21 protein-coding genes, 1 riboswitch and 1 other annotated feature are annotated in these 19993 nt (G+C 37.9%); of the genes, 3 read left to right on the top strand and 18 right to left on the bottom strand.

Translation table 11 applies throughout. From position 1 onward, the window contains the following. Positions 1–83 precede the first annotated feature (83 nt). A riboswitch (cobalamin riboswitch) is annotated at positions 84–271 on the bottom strand. Between the two features lie 110 nt (positions 272–381). The 14 genes from B1B04_RS07870 to B1B04_RS07800 all read right to left on the bottom strand — a co-directional run bounded on the left by B1B04_RS07870 (position 382) and on the right by B1B04_RS07800 (position 13454). Next, positions 382–1065, bottom strand: coding sequence for a hypothetical protein (locus B1B04_RS07870; RefSeq protein WP_240518243.1), 684 nt, complete (start codon positions 1063–1065; stop codon positions 382–384). After that, entirely contained in the window at positions 1062–1556 is a 495-nt protein-coding gene (locus B1B04_RS07865) for an ECF transporter S component (protein ID WP_079560914.1), read from the bottom strand. Before B1B04_RS07865 ends, B1B04_RS07870 begins: the two co-directional genes overlap by 4 nt. Before the next feature lie 338 nt (positions 1557–1894). Then, on the bottom strand, positions 1895–2287 hold the full coding sequence (locus B1B04_RS07855; protein WP_079560912.1) for a bifunctional adenosylcobinamide kinase/adenosylcobinamide-phosphate guanylyltransferase: 393 nt from the start codon (positions 2285–2287) through the stop codon (positions 1895–1897). After that, complete coding sequence (locus tag B1B04_RS07850) at positions 2236–2835, bottom strand: histidine phosphatase family protein (RefSeq protein WP_079560911.1); 600 nt, start codon at positions 2833–2835, stop codon at positions 2236–2238. Before B1B04_RS07850 ends, B1B04_RS07855 begins: the two co-directional genes overlap by 52 nt. Beyond that, positions 2808–3584, bottom strand: coding sequence for an adenosylcobinamide-GDP ribazoletransferase (gene cobS, locus B1B04_RS07845; RefSeq protein WP_079560910.1), 777 nt, complete (start codon positions 3582–3584; stop codon positions 2808–2810). Before cobS ends, B1B04_RS07850 begins: the two co-directional genes overlap by 28 nt. A gap of 40 nt (positions 3585–3624) precedes the next feature. After that, complete coding sequence (locus B1B04_RS07840; protein WP_079560909.1) at positions 3625–4200, bottom strand: bifunctional adenosylcobinamide kinase/adenosylcobinamide-phosphate guanylyltransferase; 576 nt, start codon at positions 4198–4200, stop codon at positions 3625–3627. 12 nt (positions 4201–4212) lie between these two features. Further along, positions 4213–4827, bottom strand: coding sequence for a histidine phosphatase family protein (locus B1B04_RS07835; RefSeq protein ID WP_240518242.1), 615 nt, complete (start codon positions 4825–4827; stop codon positions 4213–4215). 223 nt (positions 4828–5050) lie between these two features. Continuing rightward, positions 5051–6199 carry a pyridoxal phosphate-dependent aminotransferase gene (locus B1B04_RS07830; RefSeq protein WP_079560908.1) on the bottom strand — a complete coding sequence of 383 codons (1149 nt, stop codon included), beginning with the start codon at positions 6197–6199 and terminating at the stop codon, positions 5051–5053. Beyond that, positions 6186–7142 (bottom strand): adenosylcobinamide-phosphate synthase CbiB, encoded by a 957-nt coding sequence (gene cbiB, locus B1B04_RS07825; RefSeq protein WP_079560907.1) that lies wholly within the window; start codon positions 7140–7142, stop codon positions 6186–6188. Before cbiB ends, B1B04_RS07830 begins: the two co-directional genes overlap by 14 nt. Further along, positions 7139–7822 (bottom strand): adenosylcobinamide amidohydrolase, encoded by a 684-nt coding sequence (locus tag B1B04_RS07820; protein WP_079560906.1) that lies wholly within the window; start codon positions 7820–7822, stop codon positions 7139–7141. The genes cbiB and B1B04_RS07820 overlap by 4 nt, the downstream gene beginning before the upstream one ends. A gap of 226 nt (positions 7823–8048) precedes the next feature. Beyond that, a complete protein-coding gene (locus B1B04_RS07815; protein WP_079560905.1) occupies positions 8049–8231 on the bottom strand; it encodes a hypothetical protein in 183 nt (60 codons plus the stop codon). Between the two features lie 223 nt (positions 8232–8454). Next, complete coding sequence (locus B1B04_RS07810; RefSeq protein WP_079561153.1) at positions 8455–9813, bottom strand: aspartate kinase; 1359 nt, start codon at positions 9811–9813, stop codon at positions 8455–8457. A gap of 827 nt (positions 9814–10640) precedes the next feature. After that, positions 10641–11978, bottom strand: coding sequence for a sodium-dependent transporter (locus B1B04_RS07805; protein ID WP_079560904.1), 1338 nt, complete (start codon positions 11976–11978; stop codon positions 10641–10643). A 371-nt stretch (positions 11979–12349) separates the two neighbouring features. Beyond that, positions 12350–12571 (bottom strand) — a binding site (T-box leader). 361 nt (positions 12572–12932) lie between these two features. Further along, a complete protein-coding gene (locus tag B1B04_RS07800; RefSeq protein ID WP_079560903.1) occupies positions 12933–13454 on the bottom strand; it encodes a GNAT family N-acetyltransferase in 522 nt (173 codons plus the stop codon). A gap of 454 nt (positions 13455–13908) precedes the next feature. Here B1B04_RS07800 and B1B04_RS07795 point away from each other — a divergent pair, with 454 nt between their 5' ends. Together B1B04_RS07795 and B1B04_RS07790 are read left to right on the top strand one after the other, a co-directional pair. Then, on the top strand, positions 13909–14382 hold the full coding sequence (locus B1B04_RS07795) for a DUF2750 domain-containing protein (RefSeq protein WP_170938927.1): 474 nt from the start codon (positions 13909–13911) through the stop codon (positions 14380–14382). 12 nt (positions 14383–14394) lie between these two features. After that, positions 14395–14961, top strand: coding sequence for a DUF4256 domain-containing protein (locus B1B04_RS07790; RefSeq protein ID WP_079560901.1), 567 nt, complete (start codon positions 14395–14397; stop codon positions 14959–14961). Between the two features lie 255 nt (positions 14962–15216). Here the strand turns inward: B1B04_RS07790 and B1B04_RS07785 are convergent, their stop codons facing one another. The 3 genes from B1B04_RS07785 to B1B04_RS07775 all read right to left on the bottom strand — a co-directional run bounded on the left by B1B04_RS07785 (position 15217) and on the right by B1B04_RS07775 (position 17007). Beyond that, the gene (locus B1B04_RS07785; RefSeq protein ID WP_079560900.1) at positions 15217–15432 is read right to left on the bottom strand and encodes a helix-turn-helix domain-containing protein; all 216 of its coding nucleotides are present in this window, start codon (positions 15430–15432) and stop codon (positions 15217–15219) included. 10 nt (positions 15433–15442) lie between these two features. Then, positions 15443–15919 carry a DUF2975 domain-containing protein gene (locus B1B04_RS07780; RefSeq protein WP_079560899.1) on the bottom strand — a complete coding sequence of 159 codons (477 nt, stop codon included), beginning with the start codon at positions 15917–15919 and terminating at the stop codon, positions 15443–15445. Between the two features lie 263 nt (positions 15920–16182). After that, a complete protein-coding gene (locus B1B04_RS07775; RefSeq protein ID WP_079560898.1) occupies positions 16183–17007 on the bottom strand; it encodes a DNA alkylation repair protein in 825 nt (274 codons plus the stop codon). 256 nt (positions 17008–17263) lie between these two features. Here B1B04_RS07775 and B1B04_RS07770 point away from each other — a divergent pair, with 256 nt between their 5' ends. Further along, the gene (locus B1B04_RS07770) at positions 17264–18217 is read left to right on the top strand and encodes a TRM11 family SAM-dependent methyltransferase (RefSeq protein WP_240518241.1); all 954 of its coding nucleotides are present in this window, start codon (positions 17264–17266) and stop codon (positions 18215–18217) included. Positions 18218–18827: 610 nt separating this feature from the next. Here the strand turns inward: B1B04_RS07770 and B1B04_RS07765 are convergent. Continuing rightward, a complete protein-coding gene (locus B1B04_RS07765; protein ID WP_079560897.1) occupies positions 18828–19988 on the bottom strand; it encodes a cytochrome P450 in 1161 nt (386 codons plus the stop codon). Positions 19989–19993: the final 5 nt, after the last annotated feature.

Below are 19993 nucleotides of genomic sequence, written 5' to 3'. Positions count from 1 at the left end.
AATCGGAAATGGAAATGAAGGACATGCACACTAAGAAGTGGACAAATCTCTCGCCTCCACTTCTCAATCCCCGAAGAATGTGTTGCTGTCTTGAACAAATCGGCAGGTCTCCTGGCTCATGCTTCCTCCAAATGATGGCCTTCCCGTTCTTTACAGTGGCCTATTCATCATTTGTCAGCACTTACAGTTGCGGGGACAGCTTCGGCCTAAGATGACTCTTTTCCGAATTCCCTTTTAAACCACATTTGGTACCGCTCGTCCAAAATACTATATATTGTGTTTTAACTCCTAAACAAATCTAACATATAGTGTTTATAGTTGCAATAGGCGTTTTGCCCCTTGAATTTTTTTAAGTGTTACTTTTTCTCGAAGCAAGCCCGATTACAATGCAGTTTTACGTAGTTTTTCAAAATTTCTAGGAAAATATTTTTGTACTTGCTGCTCTTTTTCTGGATCAATTCCTAGCAAAACTACTGCACATGGACCAGCCGATTTCTCAACATCTAATGAACTTTTGACCTGTTGCTCGCCAAAAAGTCGGGTAAATTCTGCTTGTAGACCTTTTGATCCAACTGGCCATACTTGCTGCACGATTCCCTCTTTCCACGCTTGAAAAATAGGGTCCAGCTGTGCGACATCTTCAGGCTGTGCAAGGATTTCATTGCCTACAAGCGGCAGACCATATGTGTACCAACTTAGCTGCTCATGCTTAGTAGCTGTCCGTTTCTGCTGCTCCCCAAGCATCGTTATTGACAAACCTGATTGTAAAGTTGGCATATTGGTCTCTGAACTACCGTCTATTTGCGGACAAAAAAGACCAGCCTCATCAAAAACCTGCTGAATGCCTGCAACATAACGAGACCATGCAGCATCCCCTGAAAAATTAGCAAGTAAAATATGCCTTGGTAAAGCATTTGCAGCAAGCTGCTCTAAAAATGTAACACGTGCAGTAAAATATGCCGTAAGCTGATCTGGAGCAGACACAACATCTTGTAGCTTTTCGCCAATTGCAGCGGCATTATCGGTTGTCGCAATGAGCTCGCCTATTTTTATTGCATTTCTCAATGTACTCGACCTTCCTTACGCACAAATACCTTCGACAGAACTGGCATCGCCACCGCAACGATCACTAGATTAACTAGTGTTGCCAGTGGAAGACTAGTCAATGACGTCCAATAAAATGCCGGACTAATAATAAAGTAAAATGGTATAGGTGCCACAACACCATTTAAAACAAGTGCCACAGGCCATTTCCAGAAATGCATTCCTTTTTTATGCATAACCCCAAAGATCCATACAACGATAAACATTTCCACAGCGATAATTATATGTAGTGGTCCAAAAGGGAAGCCAGTAGTTAAGGCTGAAATAAAATGCCCAATGACTCCTGCAGCACCAGCTAATACTGGCGATAAAAATACAACGCTCAAAAATGCCGGTGCAGAGTCAAGCGCAGCAGTTGTAATAAATGTTGGAATTTTAATGACTGCACCTACTGCACAAATTGCCGCTACCATGGCAGTGAGCGTTAATTTCATTAGTTTTTGTCGATCCATCCCATTTCCTCTTTCCGTGAAATTTTTTCATTATAGCGTGTGGGGTTTATTTCCGTTGCGGCTGTGCGCTTTGTAGCTGCCGCTTCGCTTTCGCACAGAGCAGAGCTTCCTGGGGGCGTCCGATGAGCCGCTTCGCTTCGCTGCAGGGTCTCGGGCGAACAGAACGTTCGAAGGCGTTATCACCGGACGTGATGCTATTAGCCTTCGTTCCTTTATATCGCTATTCCCCAAGAAGTCGTCTAGCCGTAACGAAGATCAACTTATATACAAAGTATGCGTCTTTGCAAATGTCATCCCCACTTTTTTAAAGAGCCATCTAAATTCTGCAAGACACTAAATCATTTAATTTGTTCCCCAATACCGTACCAAATGCGTACGACTTGTTCGGCTTCAGCAAATAATGCCTGGTACAAACGCCCACATGTATCACGCAACAATCGTGCCTGTTTTTCCATCGGCACAACGCCACGTCCCATATCGGTCACTATTATATACAAGGAACAATTTTCTTCAAGCGACTTTAGTCTTGTTAAAATAGTTCTGACAAGAGGTTCATCATCCTCAAGATTTTGTATTACGAGCCACTTTTCTATGTTTTTTATAACTAGTACATCACAAGTAGGAGCGCCATCAGGTAGAGTACCATCCACTAGCTCAACGTTTTGACCTGCAAGTAATTTCATGACATAGTCGGTTTTTCCACTATAGGCTCCTCCGATAAAGACATGCATCTTGCTCCCTCCTCCCAAGCCTTTCTTGAAAACGTTAAAGAAAACATTTTATCATGCGGTGTTTGATAAGACCAAAAAGGTTGCTCAGTTGGAGCAAAGGCTACGAGAAGCGCTCGAATAACCCCACCATGGACAACGAGATGATACACATCTCCCCCTTTTGGTAATGCAGTGAACCCTTCCAAAACACGCGCACAAAACATATCAAAGCCTTCTCCCCTTGGAGGTGGAGACTGTACAGGATCATCTAACCATGCACAATATCGATGATCGGATTGTAAGTCCTCATATGTGAGCCCTTCAAATTCACCGAAATTCGACTCTCGAAATCTCTGATCAGACACGTAAGTTGCATTCGGAAAATAACGGTCAGCTGTTTCCCTACAGCGTAGTAAATCACTACCATACACCTTCGTGACCTCTTGATCTACAATAGGGAGTAAAGATGCATCAGCTAATGAAGAATCTGTCCAGCCGATATAACGCTTCTCTAAATTTTCCTTTGTTGGTGCATGTCTCATTAAGTGCACAGTAACAACGTCACCCACAGTACAACCTCCATTCCTTCAATTGATGCACCGAGTAAATCCCCAGAAACACCGCCAAAGTTACGCACTGTAAATTGCCGAAAAACTAAAAAGGCAATCGCTAATACAGCCATTAACACGAACGGAACAATTGTGAATCCCGTTATAAACAACAAGCTACTGTATGCTACAACTAATGTTAAAAGCATAAAGCAGATTAGTAAACCCGGCTTAATATGTGTTTTAAAAAAGTAGGCAAGCCCCTTTTCCTTTGAGCAATTAAGCGACATAAAATAAAAGCTCATACCAACTCGTGTACATAACGGAATAAATACAAGCATCCACAGAGCAAACTTTTGCTGTACGAATAATTCGTGAAGTATGACAAATTTACCAAGCACTAAAAATAGCACTGATAGCACACCAAATGCGCCAACACGTGGATCATCTAAAATTTCAAGTCGCTTCTCTCGATCTCGATAGGAAAAATAAGCATCCCCCATATCAATAAAACCATCTAAATGTAATCCACCAGTAAATAAGGCAAATAATCCGATAATCACAAAGGCAAGTAAGACCTCGCTACTTGCCGTCCATTCCGTTAAACCATAGATCACCGCAGCCACTGCGGTACCCATGAGTGCCCCTATCCATGGCAAAAAGGCGAACATCCCTGTAATCGTTGCCTTCGTTAAAGGAATTTCTTTATGTACTGGCAAAACCGTAAAAAATTGAAACGCAAGTTGTATGCTATGCCAGATATTTTTCATCGTCTTGCCTACCTTCTTTTTATTTTCAAATCGTCATTCATTATTTCCATTTCTTTACGACACCATAATTGATTTCATACGCCTCATTTGCTTTAGACACGAACCATTGATGTAATTCCCCAAGCATTTGCCGGTATAACTCTACTTCCTCGTTCGTATACGGTGGCTCATCAAATAATTCGTTTGAGACGATAAAAAACGTCACCCTTTTCTCAAGTAACGTCTCTACCGCCTCTTTTAAAACCTCAAGTTTCTTTTCTAAACATCCAGGTTGTTCCACACAGGGAGTTCCCGCGTCAAAACCTTCATAAAACGCATTTGTTAACCACGTCGTAATACAGTCCCATAACACGACATCTCCATCAGTCAGTTTATGCAAAGTATCTGCGATTTCATAAGGTGCTTCTATCGTCAGCCACTCGATATTTTGTGCTTGTCTGTCTGCCTGATGGCGAATGATCCGCTTCTCCATTTCACGATCCAACGCTACGCCGGAAGCAATATAAATAAGTCGCTGTGCTTGCATAAACTCTGTTTGATAGTGAGTAACAGCCGCTTTTTCAGCAAAGTGGGATTTACCACTGCGTACTCCCCCAGTAATGAAAATCAGTGGCAATGGTTTCCCCTCCTATTGTAAATGTTGAATGTTACCGATCTCTTGAACGAGCCATTGTTGATCAACTTTTTCAATAATCGTTACACTTGTACCATTAATAAATGGCTCTGCCCACAGCTGATCGACACTTCGCCCTAAAATAGCGTTAATGATACATTTAATCGTTACAGCATGGGATACAATTAAAACATGATTCTCGGGATATTTTTCTGCTATTTTCTTTAACGTAAATATCGCTCGTTCTGTTACCGTACCGAAGCTTTCCGTATGCGTTGCGACGAATTGTCCAGGATAATCAGTATATAATTCATAATCCGGAAAAGAAATCACGATGTCCTCGACTGTTTTTCCTTGCCAATCTCCTAAAAAAATCTCCCTTAAATTATCCTCATCATAGATTGGAAGCTGTCGATCAGCTAGAAGGATTTGCATCGTTTCCTTCGCACGACCACTTGAACTGCTATATGCCGCTGTAAAATTAATATTTTTCAAATGATCTCGAAGTTTTTCTGCATGTAAAATACCATTTTTGGATAACGGCGAATCTAGCCATCCTTGTAATCGTTGCTCTTTATTCCACATCGTTTCGCCATGTCTTACTAAATAAAAAGTCGTCAGCTTTCTCACCCCTTATTTGCAATCAATTATGCCCCGGCATAATTGCGTCCGGAATCAGTTTTGTGCTAGCACAAAGGATTCCTTTCCGATTCTGTGACATCCGCCGGAGGCTTTGGACCAACGTGATGTTGGTCACTCAGTCGTTACCACCACAGGACGTGGCGCTTTGACTGAGTTCCTCTATTTCAGCAAATGTTTTTTGTACCGAAAGCGTAGCGACAGGTACAAGTGTTTAGATACCCGTTGAAAAGTAGCTTAAATCTGTATTCATATTACCATCTATAGAGGTGGAAGACTTCTGCTGAAGGAAGTTAAACCACGCCTGCAAACAATTCTGTAAATACGTCATGGCTACAATATCTTTAATCCCAATCCGGAACCATTCGCCATTTAAGCCCATAAAGTTTTTTGTATGACGCAGTACGACACCCTTTGATAAACAATATGTAAAAAATGTATCTGCTTGCTGATTTTTCGGTAATGCAAAACATACATAATTCGTTACACTATTTGTCACCTGGCAACCATGTTCCTGTAAATACCTCTGTAGCGATTGTCGTTGATTTTTAGCATAGGCAATGGCTTGCTCACAATATGCGCGTTCATCTAAACAACCTGTCCCGATAACGAGGGCAAAGGCATTCAAGTTCCAATGAGGTAGAATATCCTTTAGCTCAGTAACAACTACTGGGCTCGCCACTAAATAGCCTAGGCGCAATCCTGGAATCGCATACATTTTTGTCATCGAACGAACGACAATCAAATGAGGATTTTCTGCCACATACTGAATTAATGAATAAGCCTCATCTACCCAGTCAATAAATGCCTCATCAATGACAAGCTCGCAATTGACCTTTGCACCGTGAGAAATTAATTCGAGAAGCTCCTCTTTCTTTGGAAGCACCCCTGTTGGATTGTTCGGTGTACAAATATATAAAGCATCCGCGCTCACCATTTCACGCTTCAGATGCTCCATTGGCAATGTATAGTGAACAATATCCTCTACAATAATCGGCACAATTTCAGCGCCTGCAGCTGTTAATGTTCGTTCATATTCTGAAAAAGTTGGATGCACGATAATAACACGCTTATTGGCGTAGCGTCTAACTAAAACACTAAATAGCTCAGATGCACCATTACCTAGTAATATAGAATCTTTCTGAACAGCATGAAAAGCTGCCACCTTTGATAAAAACGGCTCACCGTCCGGATCTGGATAACGTTGAATGAGCGGATAAAATGTCCGCCAACGTGCCTCAACAAACGGTGGTGGCCCTGCCGAATTCACATTTTCGCTAAAATCATACACCTCTTCGGGCATATTAAGTCCTAGCTGATGATAAACATTTTGCGGATTTGCTCCGTGATTAGGTAATTGCAAAAATTAACACCTCCACTGATATCATTACTAGCGTAAAGAGCAAGGTAGCGATGCGCATATGTATCACTGACGTTGCAATATGCTCTTTTGTTAATGGCACTAATTTCTCGCCCATTATCGCTCGATTAGAAACGACACCCTTATATGTATTTTTTCCACCAAGTTGTACACCCAATTGAACAGCTGTAGCTGCTTCTAAATAACCACTGTTAGGACTTGGATGCTTTTTGGCATCTTGTGCCCACCGTTTTAAGCGCTTCCCGAGAGATACATTCGTTTCATTTTTCGTCCCTAGCACCATAAGTAAACCTGTTAATCGACTTGGAATAAAATTAAGTACATCATCTAGCTTTGCAGCAAACATACCAAAATCTTTATACTGTTCGTTTTTATAGCCAATCATAGAGTCTAACGTATTAACAGCTTTATAGCCCCATAACCCTATAGCGCCAAATAAAAAGGCATAAAATAATGGAGCTGTTACGCCATCACTCGTATTTTCTGAGACCGTTTCCACAACACCACGAACAATTTCATCCTCGCCAAGTTTCTCCGTATCACGGCCTACTATCCAGGAAAGCCTCACACGAGCTTCAGCAAAATCGCCTTTGACGAGCGGTTCATAGACAGCCATCGCCGCTTCCTTCAAGCTACGCTGTGCTAGTCCAATTCCAATAAGCAAGCCCTCAATCACTATGCCAAATAGTAGGCTAACCTTATAGCTTAGTAGCATAATGGCCGTCACAACAAACATCGTTGTACCAACTACAGCGAGCGCCATCACCATGCCACGGAATTTTCTCATTCTTCCTTTATTCCATAACTCAGTTTGCGATTGAATGAGCTTTCCAATCCAGCGCACTGGATGAGGCATTTTAGGAGGATCACCCACTATTAAGTCAAAAACAAGCCCAATGATACAGGCAATCACCAGTGCCATCATAACGGATTCTCCTCCTTATCTTTTTTATATTTCTGAATGGCCTCGCGCATCGTTTCATAAACACCGTGGCCAATGACTTTTCCAAGCATCGTAATCGGCCCAGCATATTGATGGTAGTCACCTTCCTCTGTAGAAGCAATCAACAAGCTATCCGTTGAAGTACCTGTAGCTTGTGTACCCGTTGTTGGATCTGTGATGCCTTCATCAATAAGTGCCTTAACCTTTGCCTCTGTCGTAGAAATCATCGCTTGAAATAATGCTTCATCCGACAATCTCCCATTTATTAGTACCCACGTATTAATAGTCCCCGCATGATACTGCTCCTGACGATGAAAAGCACGCGTAATATCAACGGCATTGCCAAGACCAGCAGTAATCATGATGACTAGATGAATTCCTTCATATGTAAACTCACGGACAGTTGCATACCGAGCATAGACTGCCGTCATCATCGCCACCGTATTGTCAATGGGAAAGCCCTCAGACTGTAAAAACCGTTGCAATTCTAGCTGTGGTTTTCGCTCATCATACGTATAGGGCACTGAACGATTCATCAAATGCGTATAAAAGCCAAAGCCCGGATTATGTACGGCAGAGGAAACGACCTTCATCGGTGAGTCTGTTTGGACGGCAACATAATGGTCAGAAATATGAATATCGCCCCTGCGAAGAACTGACATGATCTCGCCTCCTATTCAATGCGTTGGACATTGTTTACGAAAATAAAAAAACAAATTCTTACAAAGAAGAATTTGTACTGTTGATCTTAAATTAATCATCTTTCCCCAATTTAAAACTTTTGAATTTTCGCACAGCATCGCAACTTCATAATACTCGAATTATTTATTTTTTTGAAATTGTATCATAAATTCACAGGTTGCCACAATTCAATTTCGCAATATTTCGTTATTGTCTTTGTTTTAAAGTTTTAAAACGAACGACGGATCCCGCAATAATAAATATCCAACCAATACCGATATAGACAATTTTCATTGTTTTAGTCGAGGACGGTAAAATATCCATGATCGTTAAACAAACAAATAGTATGCCAATCATTGATAGAAGCATACCAATCGATAATTTTTTCAAAAGAAAAACCTCCAATCTGTGTACGCCCTCGATTTTACCGTATTCTCGTCAAAAAGAAAACACTAATCCGTTTCAAGGATTAGCGTTTATAACCGCATTAACGAGCAGTATTTTTTCTGTACCACCTCTACCCATTCATTAAGCGAAGGCTAACTGCCCGTGAACACTAATTAATAAGTGGGGATGAAGAACTCCCCACTTTTAAAAGTTTCACTATATATCCTTACACTCTCACATGTGCAAAAAATTCCTCATAAAGTGCTTGTAAAATTTGGTTTTCAAACTCTTGTTGCACTCCGAATACTAGACTAACTTCAGATGAACCTTGATTAATCATCTCTATATTTGCACCTGTTTTAGAAATCGCAGTTGCAGCACGTGCCGCTAAACCTGTATTATTACGCATGCCTTCACCTACGATAACAATCATCGAGAAGCCATGACGCATTTGCACATCATCTGCATGTAACTCATTTTTCACACGAGAAAGAATTCGTTCTTCATTTTCTAGTGTAATTTGGTTTGAACGCATAATGACAGAAATATCGTCTAAACCAGACGGTGTATGTTCATAAGAAATATTTTCATCTTCCAAAATTTGAAGAAGCTTACGTCCAAAGCCTACTTCACGATTCATCAAATATTTTGACACATATAAAGTTGAAAAGCCACTGTCTGCCGAGATACCTGTAACTGGACGTCCTGTAACAGAGCGTCTTGGTACGATACGAGTACCTGGGGCTGATGGATTATTTGTATTTTTTATGTTAACGGGCACCCCAATCTTGTAAACAGGCATTAACGCTTCATCATGAAAAACCGAAAAGCCTGCATAGGATAATTCGCGCATTTCGCGATACGTAATTTCTTTAATTTCCACTGGATCATTCACAACTTTCGGATTCGCGGAGAACACACAGTCCACATCCGTAAAGTTTTCATAAAGCTCTGCTTCAACAGCAGCTGCTAAAATAGAGCCTGTAATATCAGAACCACCGCGATCAAATGTACGCAGTATGCCGGCTTTAGTGTAACCGAAGAAACCAGGGAATACAATAATTTCCTTGGTATTTTTTAGTGGCGCTAAATTGGCATAAGCCTCTGGTAATGCATACGTGCGTTCAGGTAAATCATTGACGACCAAACCTTCTTTTGGACTTACATAGCGTGCCGGCATACCGATGGAATTAAAATAAGCTGCGATTAGCTTCGCGTTATTGTCTTCCCCTGCCGCTTTGATGCTATCGATAAATAATTCCTCATTCGATTTATCACCCTGTACACGTTCACGTAAATCTTCAGCGATCACATCACAAATTGTATAATCTAACTCCAAACCATCCGCAATCGCCATAAAGCGATTTACAACGATTTGCAATTCTTTCTCAATTTCTTCATTTTTTAATGCTGCCATTGCTAAGTTAATTAATAAATCAGTTACCTTTATATCGTCACCAGAACGCTTCCCTGGTGCAGAAACGGCTACGATTTTACGTGCCGGATTAGATTTTACAATGTTTGCTACTTTTTGAATTTGTTCTGCACTTGCTACAGATGTTCCACCAAATTTACATACGATCATAACCATCAAATCCTAACTTTTTAAATTAAATGTATTCCTCCAAAAAACAATTGATTGTACACAGTGTACAAATTATCATTCCCCACGTCAATACAATTTAAAAAATTCACGCAATTAATCGACGGAAAATGGACAATTTTCACACTGTTTGATTTATTATACGGATTTCGTATGAAATAGTTAAGGTTTTTGCAAAACTTTTTCGTAAAATTCCAATATTCGTACAAATATTTGTCTGAACTAGCTGAATTCATCTAATTTATAGAATTTTTAATGGTGTATCTGACATGTCAAAACGAACCACGTCTTTTCGAATTTATATGGATATCAAGATGAACAATTTTAATAGTATAAAGTTGTATCACTTCAACAGCAGGATGTTGATTTATTACAACGACAGGTCGAAACTCTTCGCATATGACTTACCCATTTAGAGACATTATTTTCAATCGTCGTAATAAAATCAAGTGACGAAATGTACCTCAATCAAGAACTCTTTTATACTTACTTATATTTAACATTTGTAATAAAGTATTTTGCAGCAAACTTGATTGAATTGTAGTGACTTTCTTCTATATTAATTGAAGAAAACGCTTTCTCCATTATGATATGCTGAAAAAATTGTGATGTTTGTGCTATTAATGAATGATGTCAAGCTATTCTTTTTTTGTTTTTTTATCTGTTTTAAACAGGGATTGCTTTGATTTGCGAATGTTTGTGCTTTTCTGTGGAGGGCTGTATTCGTAGGAATCGGAGCAGTTCTTTAGGTGACCTAATTTTATAATGAAAAGGCCCTAACATAACGATATGCTAGGGCCTTCTGTATGTTAAATCACGCCAATTACATTTAAAAATACGATAATAATTGCAATCGGTGCTATATAGCGAAGTAAGAATAACCATAATACAAATAATTTATAGCCTTTATTTTTACTTACACCCAGTTCATTCATTAATACATCTTTCTTCATTTTAAACGGTACGAAGATCGCAACTAATAATACACCGAGCGGCATTAGAATATTACTTACTGAATAATCTGCCAAATCAAAGATTGTTTTTCCAAATAGCGTCACATCACTTAGTACGCCATATGATAAAGCCGATGGAATCCCTACAACAAAGATTAGTAATCCTACAATCAATGCCATTTTTTCGCGTTTCCCTTTACCTTTTGTCGTTAAAGAAGCCACGCTAATTTCCAACATGGAAATGGCTGATGTAATCGTTGCAAAGAAAAATAGTAACAAGAAAATAATGAAGAACACTTTTCCAAATGCCATTTTACTGAAAATTGCTGGCAAGACAATAAATAATAGACCCGGTCCTTGAGACGGTTCCATTCCAAATGCGAATACTACCGGGAAAATAGCAAGCCCTGCAAGCAATGTAATAACAAGCGTTAAACCGACAATAGAAAATGCTGAACGTGGTAAACTTTCTTCTTTCGGTAAGTATGAGCTATACGTTACCATTACGCCTACGCCGACAGATAACGAGAAGAACGATTGCCCCATCGCATATAAAATAATTTCAGATGTAACATTTGAGAAATCAGGCTGTAAGAAGAAACGAACCCCTTCTCCTGCTCCATCTAGTGTAAGAGCACGAATAATTAATACAAAGAATAAAACAAATAGTGCTGGCATGAAATACTTATTCACTTTTTCAACACCGTTTTGTACACCTTTACTTACGATAAAAATAGTCATAAGAATAAATAATAGCTGTGATCCAACTGCTAAAAATGGATTAGCAATGATTTCAGTAAAAGTTGCTTCGTAAGAGCCATTGCCTTCCCACAGTCTACCTGTAATCGCATTCCATAAATATAATAAAATCCATCCTCCAACAACACTGTAGAATGATAGCAATATGAAACAAGTGACAATCCCTAATTTACCTACCCACGGCCATTGCGTTTTTGGAGCAATAGTTCTATATGCTTCAACAGCCTCTTTTTGTGTACTTCTTCCAATAACAAATTCCGCCAATAATAACGGTAAACCAATTAGTAAGGTAAAACCGATGAAAATAAGGAAGAACGCACCGCCACCTCCAATACCGGCCATATACGGGAACTTCCAAATCGCACCAAGACCTATCGCTGAGCCCGCTGCAGCTAAAATGAAACCTAATTTCGATGTCCATTGCTGTGAATTCATCTCTTTATCTCCTCTCTACTTCTATTTCTTTGTTTATAACAATTCGGTTTTTATTTATATTGGTTTAGCGTGACTCCTTTCTCTTTCAACCACTTCCTTCAAAGCTAGCGATGATAAAAATATCGCGGTACCACCCTAGTTATGAAGTTACAACAGGAATAATGCCTTAATAAAAAACGCCCCTACGCAGATACGTAGGGACGATTTAATATCGCGGTACCACCCTAGTTATGAAGTTACAACAAGAATAAATCCTTAATAAAAAACGCCCCTACGCAAATACGTAGGGACGATTTAATATCGCGGTACCACCCTAGTTATGAAAATACAACAAGAATAAGACCTAAATAAAAAACGTCCCTACGTAAGTACGTAGGGACGATATATATCGCGGTACCACCCTAGTTGTGAAAAATTCTTCACCACTTTATTTGATAACGGTATTCACTACCGTCTTCCACTTCCTCACAACATGTGATTTATGAAAGATGCTCCAGGTCGAAATTCATGATCATCTATATACTGATTCGCACCAACCATCAGCTCTCTGAAATAGGGAGATTTTCACTACTTAATCCTATCATTGCCCAAATATTAATTTTCCGAATTGATACTATCATTTTTATCACACATAAAAAAAAGAGTCAATAATTTTTTGAATTTTTATGTATTATCCTCTTATTTTTTGCTATAAAAATTCAAAATATGACTTTTGAATGAATTGTGTTTAAATTTTTATATTTTAAAGTTAAACTATTTGATCATTAATCCTATAAACCCACAAAGGTATTTTTACTACCTTTATCGGGAAAATCGCATGGAGATATAGAGCAATACGACCAATTAATACATCATGGAGAAATCCAGGACATAGCGCCGTTATACTCAAAATAATCATCCTACCAAAATAGCCCAATCACCGTGAGTATTGATAACATTTTTTTCCTATAGATCCTATTCTACTAAGGATTCTGTTATTTTCCCATTTAGATTTTTAATCGCCAACATTGAATTATCCTGAATGATTCCTGTATCTACGAAACCAAATGAAGCGTATAATGTTTTAGCTATGACATTACTTGTTCGATAAAAGAGGGTCACATATTCTGCTTCCCCATATGGCATATTTTCAATATCCATCAACATTTTTTCAAAGGCAAGTCTGCCATATCCTTTCCCCTGGTAACTCTTATCAATCATCATATGCCAAATAAAATAGCTCTTCTTCCCGTAAAAAACTTCATTTTCAAATGATTCATGATCCAACGTATCATAAATATACATCAAAAATCCAATCGCAACTCCATTGGCATAAATGGCAATGGGAGTCGCTGGTATCCCGTCTACGTTCAACATATGAGCGTCTGCAAAGCTTCTGAGGTTAGTAGTTTGTACAAAGTCTTTCTGATTTTCTCCAACTTCAAGTGCTATTACCTCATCAATGTTATCCCCGGTTATTTTTCGAAATTCAATCACTTTTTTATCTCCTCCCCTAAGACAAACCACTTTCTCTTCATTTGCTTTCTCTTGGTTGATATCGTCGTTATATTTGTACCTTCTTAAAGCCTTTTGAATAAGTTGATGTTTGTATTGTTATATTTGAACTTAATCTTTCCACTCCCCTTGTAACTTATGATAAAACCCCTTTTTATCTTTATTCTACCATAAATTTCAAGTTCTTCCACTCTGACTATAACTCTACCTAATCATTTCTTTGGTTTTCTTGTTTTCCATTTAACACTAGAAACTACTTTCCTTCACAAACGCACATTCACGTCCCTTTACAACCACCATCAATAACCAATTCTGTACCTGTCAGAAAGAGTAATTCGTGAGATGACAATTAACAACAATTAGAAAAATAATTTATAGTAATTTTATATTTTTTTTGATATCTTTTTTAGGATGATACTTTCAAGGAATGGCCTATATGAAACTAATTAAACGATTTATTTTAAAGCGTCCTGCAGAAAAGCGACTTGCCTATTTTTATGGGATGGTAGCAACGGATGAACAAGTATGGTTACTACGTGACGAAAATGGCGACATGTTATTATTCGAAGACGAAGACGGCTATCCATTTGTACTTCCTGTTTGGCCAACCCGAAGCTTTGCTGAAATGATGGCTGCTAATTTAGACGAGACATTTGAAGCATTCAACCTACCACTTTCGATTTTTCTAGACGATTTAATTGTTGATATTGAAAATGACAGTGGTGCCATATCGATTTTCCCAAACGAAAACGATACAATTATTCAAACTAGGGATGAAATAAAGGAAATGATTCGTATTTTATATCAAGCCGAATACTTCATGTTAAATGGAGAACTCTATCATAAGAGAAATAGAATTTTTATTGAACTACCTGAGCAGTTCTGTCCAATTATGAGTAATAACAATTAGGAGGAAACTAATATGACAAATGAAAATAAAGAGTTGTTACTAGAACAACGTGAGGAACTACTCAGAACTTTGAAAGCGCGTTTTGAGAAAAATATGAACCGCCATAAAGATTTTGAATGGACTGAAGTACAAGCTAAGCTCGAAGCTAATACTGAAAAACTGTGGTCACTTAATGAAATGGAAGGAACGGGCGGTGAACCGGATGTTGTTGGCCATGATGAAAAGACGGGCGAATACATTTTTTATGATTGTTCAGCGGAAAGCCCTAAAGGTCGCAGAAGTGTTTGTTACGACCGTGAAGCACTGGAGTCAAGGAAAAAGCACAAACCAGAAAATAGCGCTATTGATATGGCGACTGCCATGGGCATTGAACTTTTAACGGAAGAACAATACCGAGAGCTGCAGAAACTTGACCATTTCGATATGAAAACGTCGAGCTGGGTGCAAACACCTGCTAATATTAGAAAGCTCGGCGGGGCCATCTTTTGCGATTATCGCTACGACACTGTTTTTGTGTACCACAATGGTGCAGATTCTTACTATGCCGCAAGGGGCTTCCGCGGCTCGCTAAGAGTCTAAATTTTTGTTCTCATAACATTAGGACTAACCAAAATTGGTGAGTCCTAATGTTTCTCTGCTTATTGGGGAAATGAAGGTCAAGTTTGGACACGAAACATGGATTCATATTTAAGTGCTATTTCGTATTGGTATCCCCCTATTTAATAACCAATACGAAATCAATTTTTTCTTCAAAACTATTTAATCTTTACGAGATAAAGAAAAGGTTTCTAGCTCAATTACGCCCTCATTTGTAAAGAATTTGTTGGCTATTGCTTAAACGTCTTTGTCACTTTTGTATTCTAAAATATCTCCAGGCTGACATTCTAAAGCCTTACAAATCGCCTCTAAAGTTGAGAATCGAATCGCTTTTGCCTTTCCATTCTTCAATATAGAAAGATTAGCCATTGTTATTCCAACTCTCTCCGAAAGTTCTGTCACACTCATTTTCCTTTTGGCCAACATCACATCAATATTGATTATTATTGACAAATTGAACACCTCAAATCATTAAATCATTTTCTAATTTTAGATCGATGGCTTCTTTTAAAAGCTTTTGAAGAACAGCAGAAAAGACTGCGATTATCATTGAAGCGAAGATAGGGACCATTCCGATAATTATGAGACCTGGAGCATCATCTGTCTCTGCTGCAAGATAAACAAATGGCATCATTACCACATATAAGGCACTAATTGTGAGTGCACAGTATTTTATTTTCTTTAAAGCTCTTACAGAAATATTAGAGAACGCTTTGTTCTTATCAATGTAGCTTAGAAGTAGGAAAGCCTGATATAACGCCATGAAATACGGTATTACTGATACATACATAATAATTATACCAGGATATAGTATATACCAGTAATCTGGATTTGCTAGATTATTAGCTAACCAAGATAAGCCAAATATACCCAAAGCAAGAACAGGAGCTCCCATAAGAAAAACAGCTATTTTTAAAAAGAGTGTTGAACCTCGTTTCATAAAAAGCACCTCGCTTATTTAATGTACGTTTGATTTTAAAACACTATTTATCGCTTTTCAATAAAAAAATATCAAAATTCATTATTTCTTTATTGAAAACGCATCATTTAATCCTCAACTCTGCTCCTGTAAGTAATTAACTACAATAAAAAGGGAGTTCAATCCATTTTGGATTAGCTCCCTTAATCAATAAATATTATTCATGATGTGTGGCTATTGTTTAAAGGATGGTTTGTTGGCTTTACCGTCGTTGAACATCATCCTTATGTTTTTACGATTGTTCTTTGAGCCTTTTTAATGACTCTCTCAGTCGCTTTAGTTGGAGATGCTTTTTGCCATTCTTCACAAAGGTTTTCTACCCACTCTGGTTGAGTTTTACTAGCATCATTTAACCAGTTGCCAACAGAATCTTGAACATACTTTGACGGATCTGATTTAAGTAACTGTAGAATAGGAAGTGCGATTTGCGGCTCTTCTTTTAATCTTTCAATATGCTTTGTCCATACCCCGCGAGGACGGATTGATTCTAAACTAAACCTACGAATGTTTTCATCTTCACTTTTCGCCCATTCCGTTAACAAATCGACACTACTCTCAATATTAGCTGAAAGATTCTCCCTAATTGACATCCAAGCAATTTCACGGACACCAAAATGATGATCTGCTGCGAAAGAACGGATATACAATAATTGCTCTTCTAAAGAATGATCGTTGTTTTTATTCATAAACGCTGCCCAACATCGGACACTATCAGATACATGAGTGGAACATATTTTGATTAGCTCCTCTTTTTTTGTCTCACTTTCACCCATCATGACTGTATCTAATAAACTCCCTATTAAACGTATAGCCTTCATGCCCCTTTCTACTTTTTGCTTCTCTATCTCCGTTAGTATAAATTCTAATTTTTCCTCTAGCCCAATTGACGGTAGCACATTTTTTACTAAAGTAATATGGTGAACAGCTTGCCATTCCGTTAAATTAACACTCTCTATTTTCCCTTGATTCAACAACATTAAAACTTCACTCGGGATATCGCTAGCCTTTCTAGCTCCCTTTCTATTTAAAACGTCTTCTTTTACAATCATTTAACACCCTCCTGTTGTTGTGGTTATTAAATCCGACCTACTCAAAATAAATGTCTATTTTTATATTATTTTTTCTTACAAATTATTTCCACTATTCTCTCTAATTAATTATGCCTCGTCATAATTGCGAATCAATATTGATATTGAGTGGCTTGATAGAGACACCTATGATACGATTACCAAATAACAACTTCATTTGTTTTTTATGAACATTAGTGAAATCAAGTGAACAACAACTTAAAAGGATGATAATCAATTGAGTAACGAACAAAATAACAGTAAATTTATATACACATATGTACATCATGTTGATGAATACGATCTGTGCAGAATGGAGATGCGTTCATTTTTTAATCTTGATTCCCAATCAAACTATATAATAAGCCCTATTAAAATTAATCCAAGCCGTAGCCCATTTATGCAGGACAGACTTGAAGTACTATTTGAAGATAACAGTATAGAAAACATCAAGACATTGGTGAAGGATTTAAAAGTAAAGGAAGCAACTTATAAAGTTGTTTGTTTAAATAGTATGGATATAGGTGAAGAGAAGAAAATTCATCTGCCAGAGCGTCGATTAATAGAACGCGAAGTAGGATTATGCATCGATGGCGAACCAGAACTAAATGAGCCTGAAGTTGTATTTGGTCTTATTTTAATAGATGGAAGATGGTATTTTGGAAAGCATATGAAGAGTGAATCCATTTGGCATAATCATTTACACAAGCCACACAGTTATTCAACGGCACTTAGTACTAGAGTAGCTCGTACTGTTGCAAATATCGCAGTTCCTCAGCCTCAAAATATTCGTGCGATTGATCCTTGTTGTGGTATAGGGACAGTAGTAATTGAAGCCCTTTCTATGGGAATTAATATTGAAGGGCGAGATATTAATTACAATGTTTGTCAAGGCTCCAGAAAAAACATTACTTATTTTGGGTTAACAGGCAACATTACATTAGGTCCAATCTCCGAGGTTAAGGAACATTATGATGTCGCGATAATTGATTTACCTTATAACTTATTTACGCATATTTCAACCGAGGATCAATTTAATATTCTACAACATGCTCGACGCATTGCCGATAAAGTAGTTGTCGTTACAATTGAAACAATTGATGACTTGATAGAAGACGCAGGTTTTGTTATATCTGATCGTTGTGTTGCTAAAAAACAATCGTTTTTACGTCAAATTTTATTATGTGAGTAAAAACCATTATATCTGCTAGCTTGGAAATAATATGCCCATTAGCTTCCAATCATCTCTAACAATAAAACAGCTACATAAAACAGACAACTATCTAGATTTCTGTTTTCCGCCTGTCGAATTAGTTATATTCTTGTGAATCTGCGTGTTATAATTAATATTGAAGATGTATATAAAATATATAAGACGCATCGCTTCAAAGGCGATTTGCAAATTGATCAAGTAAACCGACTCACATGCTTGGGAGGCAAGGGCGGTTTACTTTTTTTGTGTAAAAGTAAACGACAATGCAATTACTGAAACTATAAGCGATGAAAAACTTATAGCAAACACATTCCTCACTCCAAAATTCAAATGAGAGTTACTCGATATCGATATTATCATGCGCTTTTGAAACTGTTCCCTCATTCATTTTAATTACAGTGTTTCATCGAATAACTAAAATATATTACTACCCCAAAGATTATCCATATACTTTGTCAAAGCCATTTTTATATACAAATAGACCGAGCATAGAAGATGAATGCCCGGTCTGACTACATGCTTCATATAAGTGATTGTAAATAATACTATCACTACTTTTAATAAAATAACCATTCAGTGTATAAGAGAATTAATTAAATGAAACAGGTAATACATCTATACAACGTACAGTAGCCGTATTGCGTCGCTTAGGTTCCGATACCAGTTCTAAACGTCTAGGCGATTCGAGTAAACATACTATTAATTGTTGAATTGCTAGTTTACCAAACAAAGTCCCTACACAAGAATGCGGACCCCAACCGAAACCAAGATTTGGTTTTGCAGAACGATTAAGAATAATTCTATCTGGGTCGGGATATACTTCAGGATCTCTATTAGCAGCAGCAAGTAAAGTTAAAACAATTTCACCAGGCTTAATGATAGTATCCCCAATTTTTGTTTCCTCAACTGCAAAACGACTTGTTCCAGTTGCTGGTCCATCATATCTAATTAATTCATCAACTCCAGAGTCAAGTAACTCTTGATTTTTAAATTGATCAAGAATATTTGGGTGTTCTAACAGTACAAGTAGAGCATTACCAAAAGATGCATATAGCGTACCAAAGCTTGCAGTAAACATTGTGCCTGTAGTATTACGCACATAATGTTCTGGTACATTAGCTTTCTGACTATTTTTTCTTATATAAGATAAAATTCCAGGCTGTTCTTCTGCTGCCAGCCATCCTTCAACAAGTTCGTTGAGTTTTTTTCTTGCTGAATTACCGAGTTCCGCATTCTCTGGTACTAATCCGGAGTCCATCTGATAAGCAATAGCATCAGATATTTCTACAATAGATTCTAAGTCTGGTTCTTCTATGCCTAGCAAAATACACGTTAAACTTAATGAAAGCGGAGCTGAAACTTCTTTCATAAAATCAAATTCTTTATTAGACGCTTGTTTTTTGTAAATATCCTCAATTAAATCATGAACTCTGCGTCTAATACTTTCAATATCCTGAGAATTAAAAGCTTTTATCATTAGATTACGTAACGGCATATTCGCGGGCGGATCTAAAGTTTGAAGGTTATTTTTTATATCAGGAATTTCAACACCAATACGTCGCAAATCCCTAGCAAACAATTCGTGATTACGAAGAACTTCTCTACAATCTTCATATCTGGTTAGAACCCAAGATTTCATACCTTCATGCCAGAAAACCGGGGAATTTTCACGAAGTTGATGGTAGATCGGATATGGGTTATTTAATGTTTCCGGATCCAAGGGATTATACTGTAATTCTGTTTTTGTCATAGCGG

The organism is Lysinibacillus sp. KCTC 33748 (assembly GCF_002237755.1).
Taxonomy (GTDB): Bacteria; Bacillota; Bacilli; order Bacillales_A; family Planococcaceae; genus Lysinibacillus.
The sequence above is the reverse complement of the archived record's forward strand: the minus strand, read 5'-3'. Positions and strand labels throughout refer to the sequence as shown.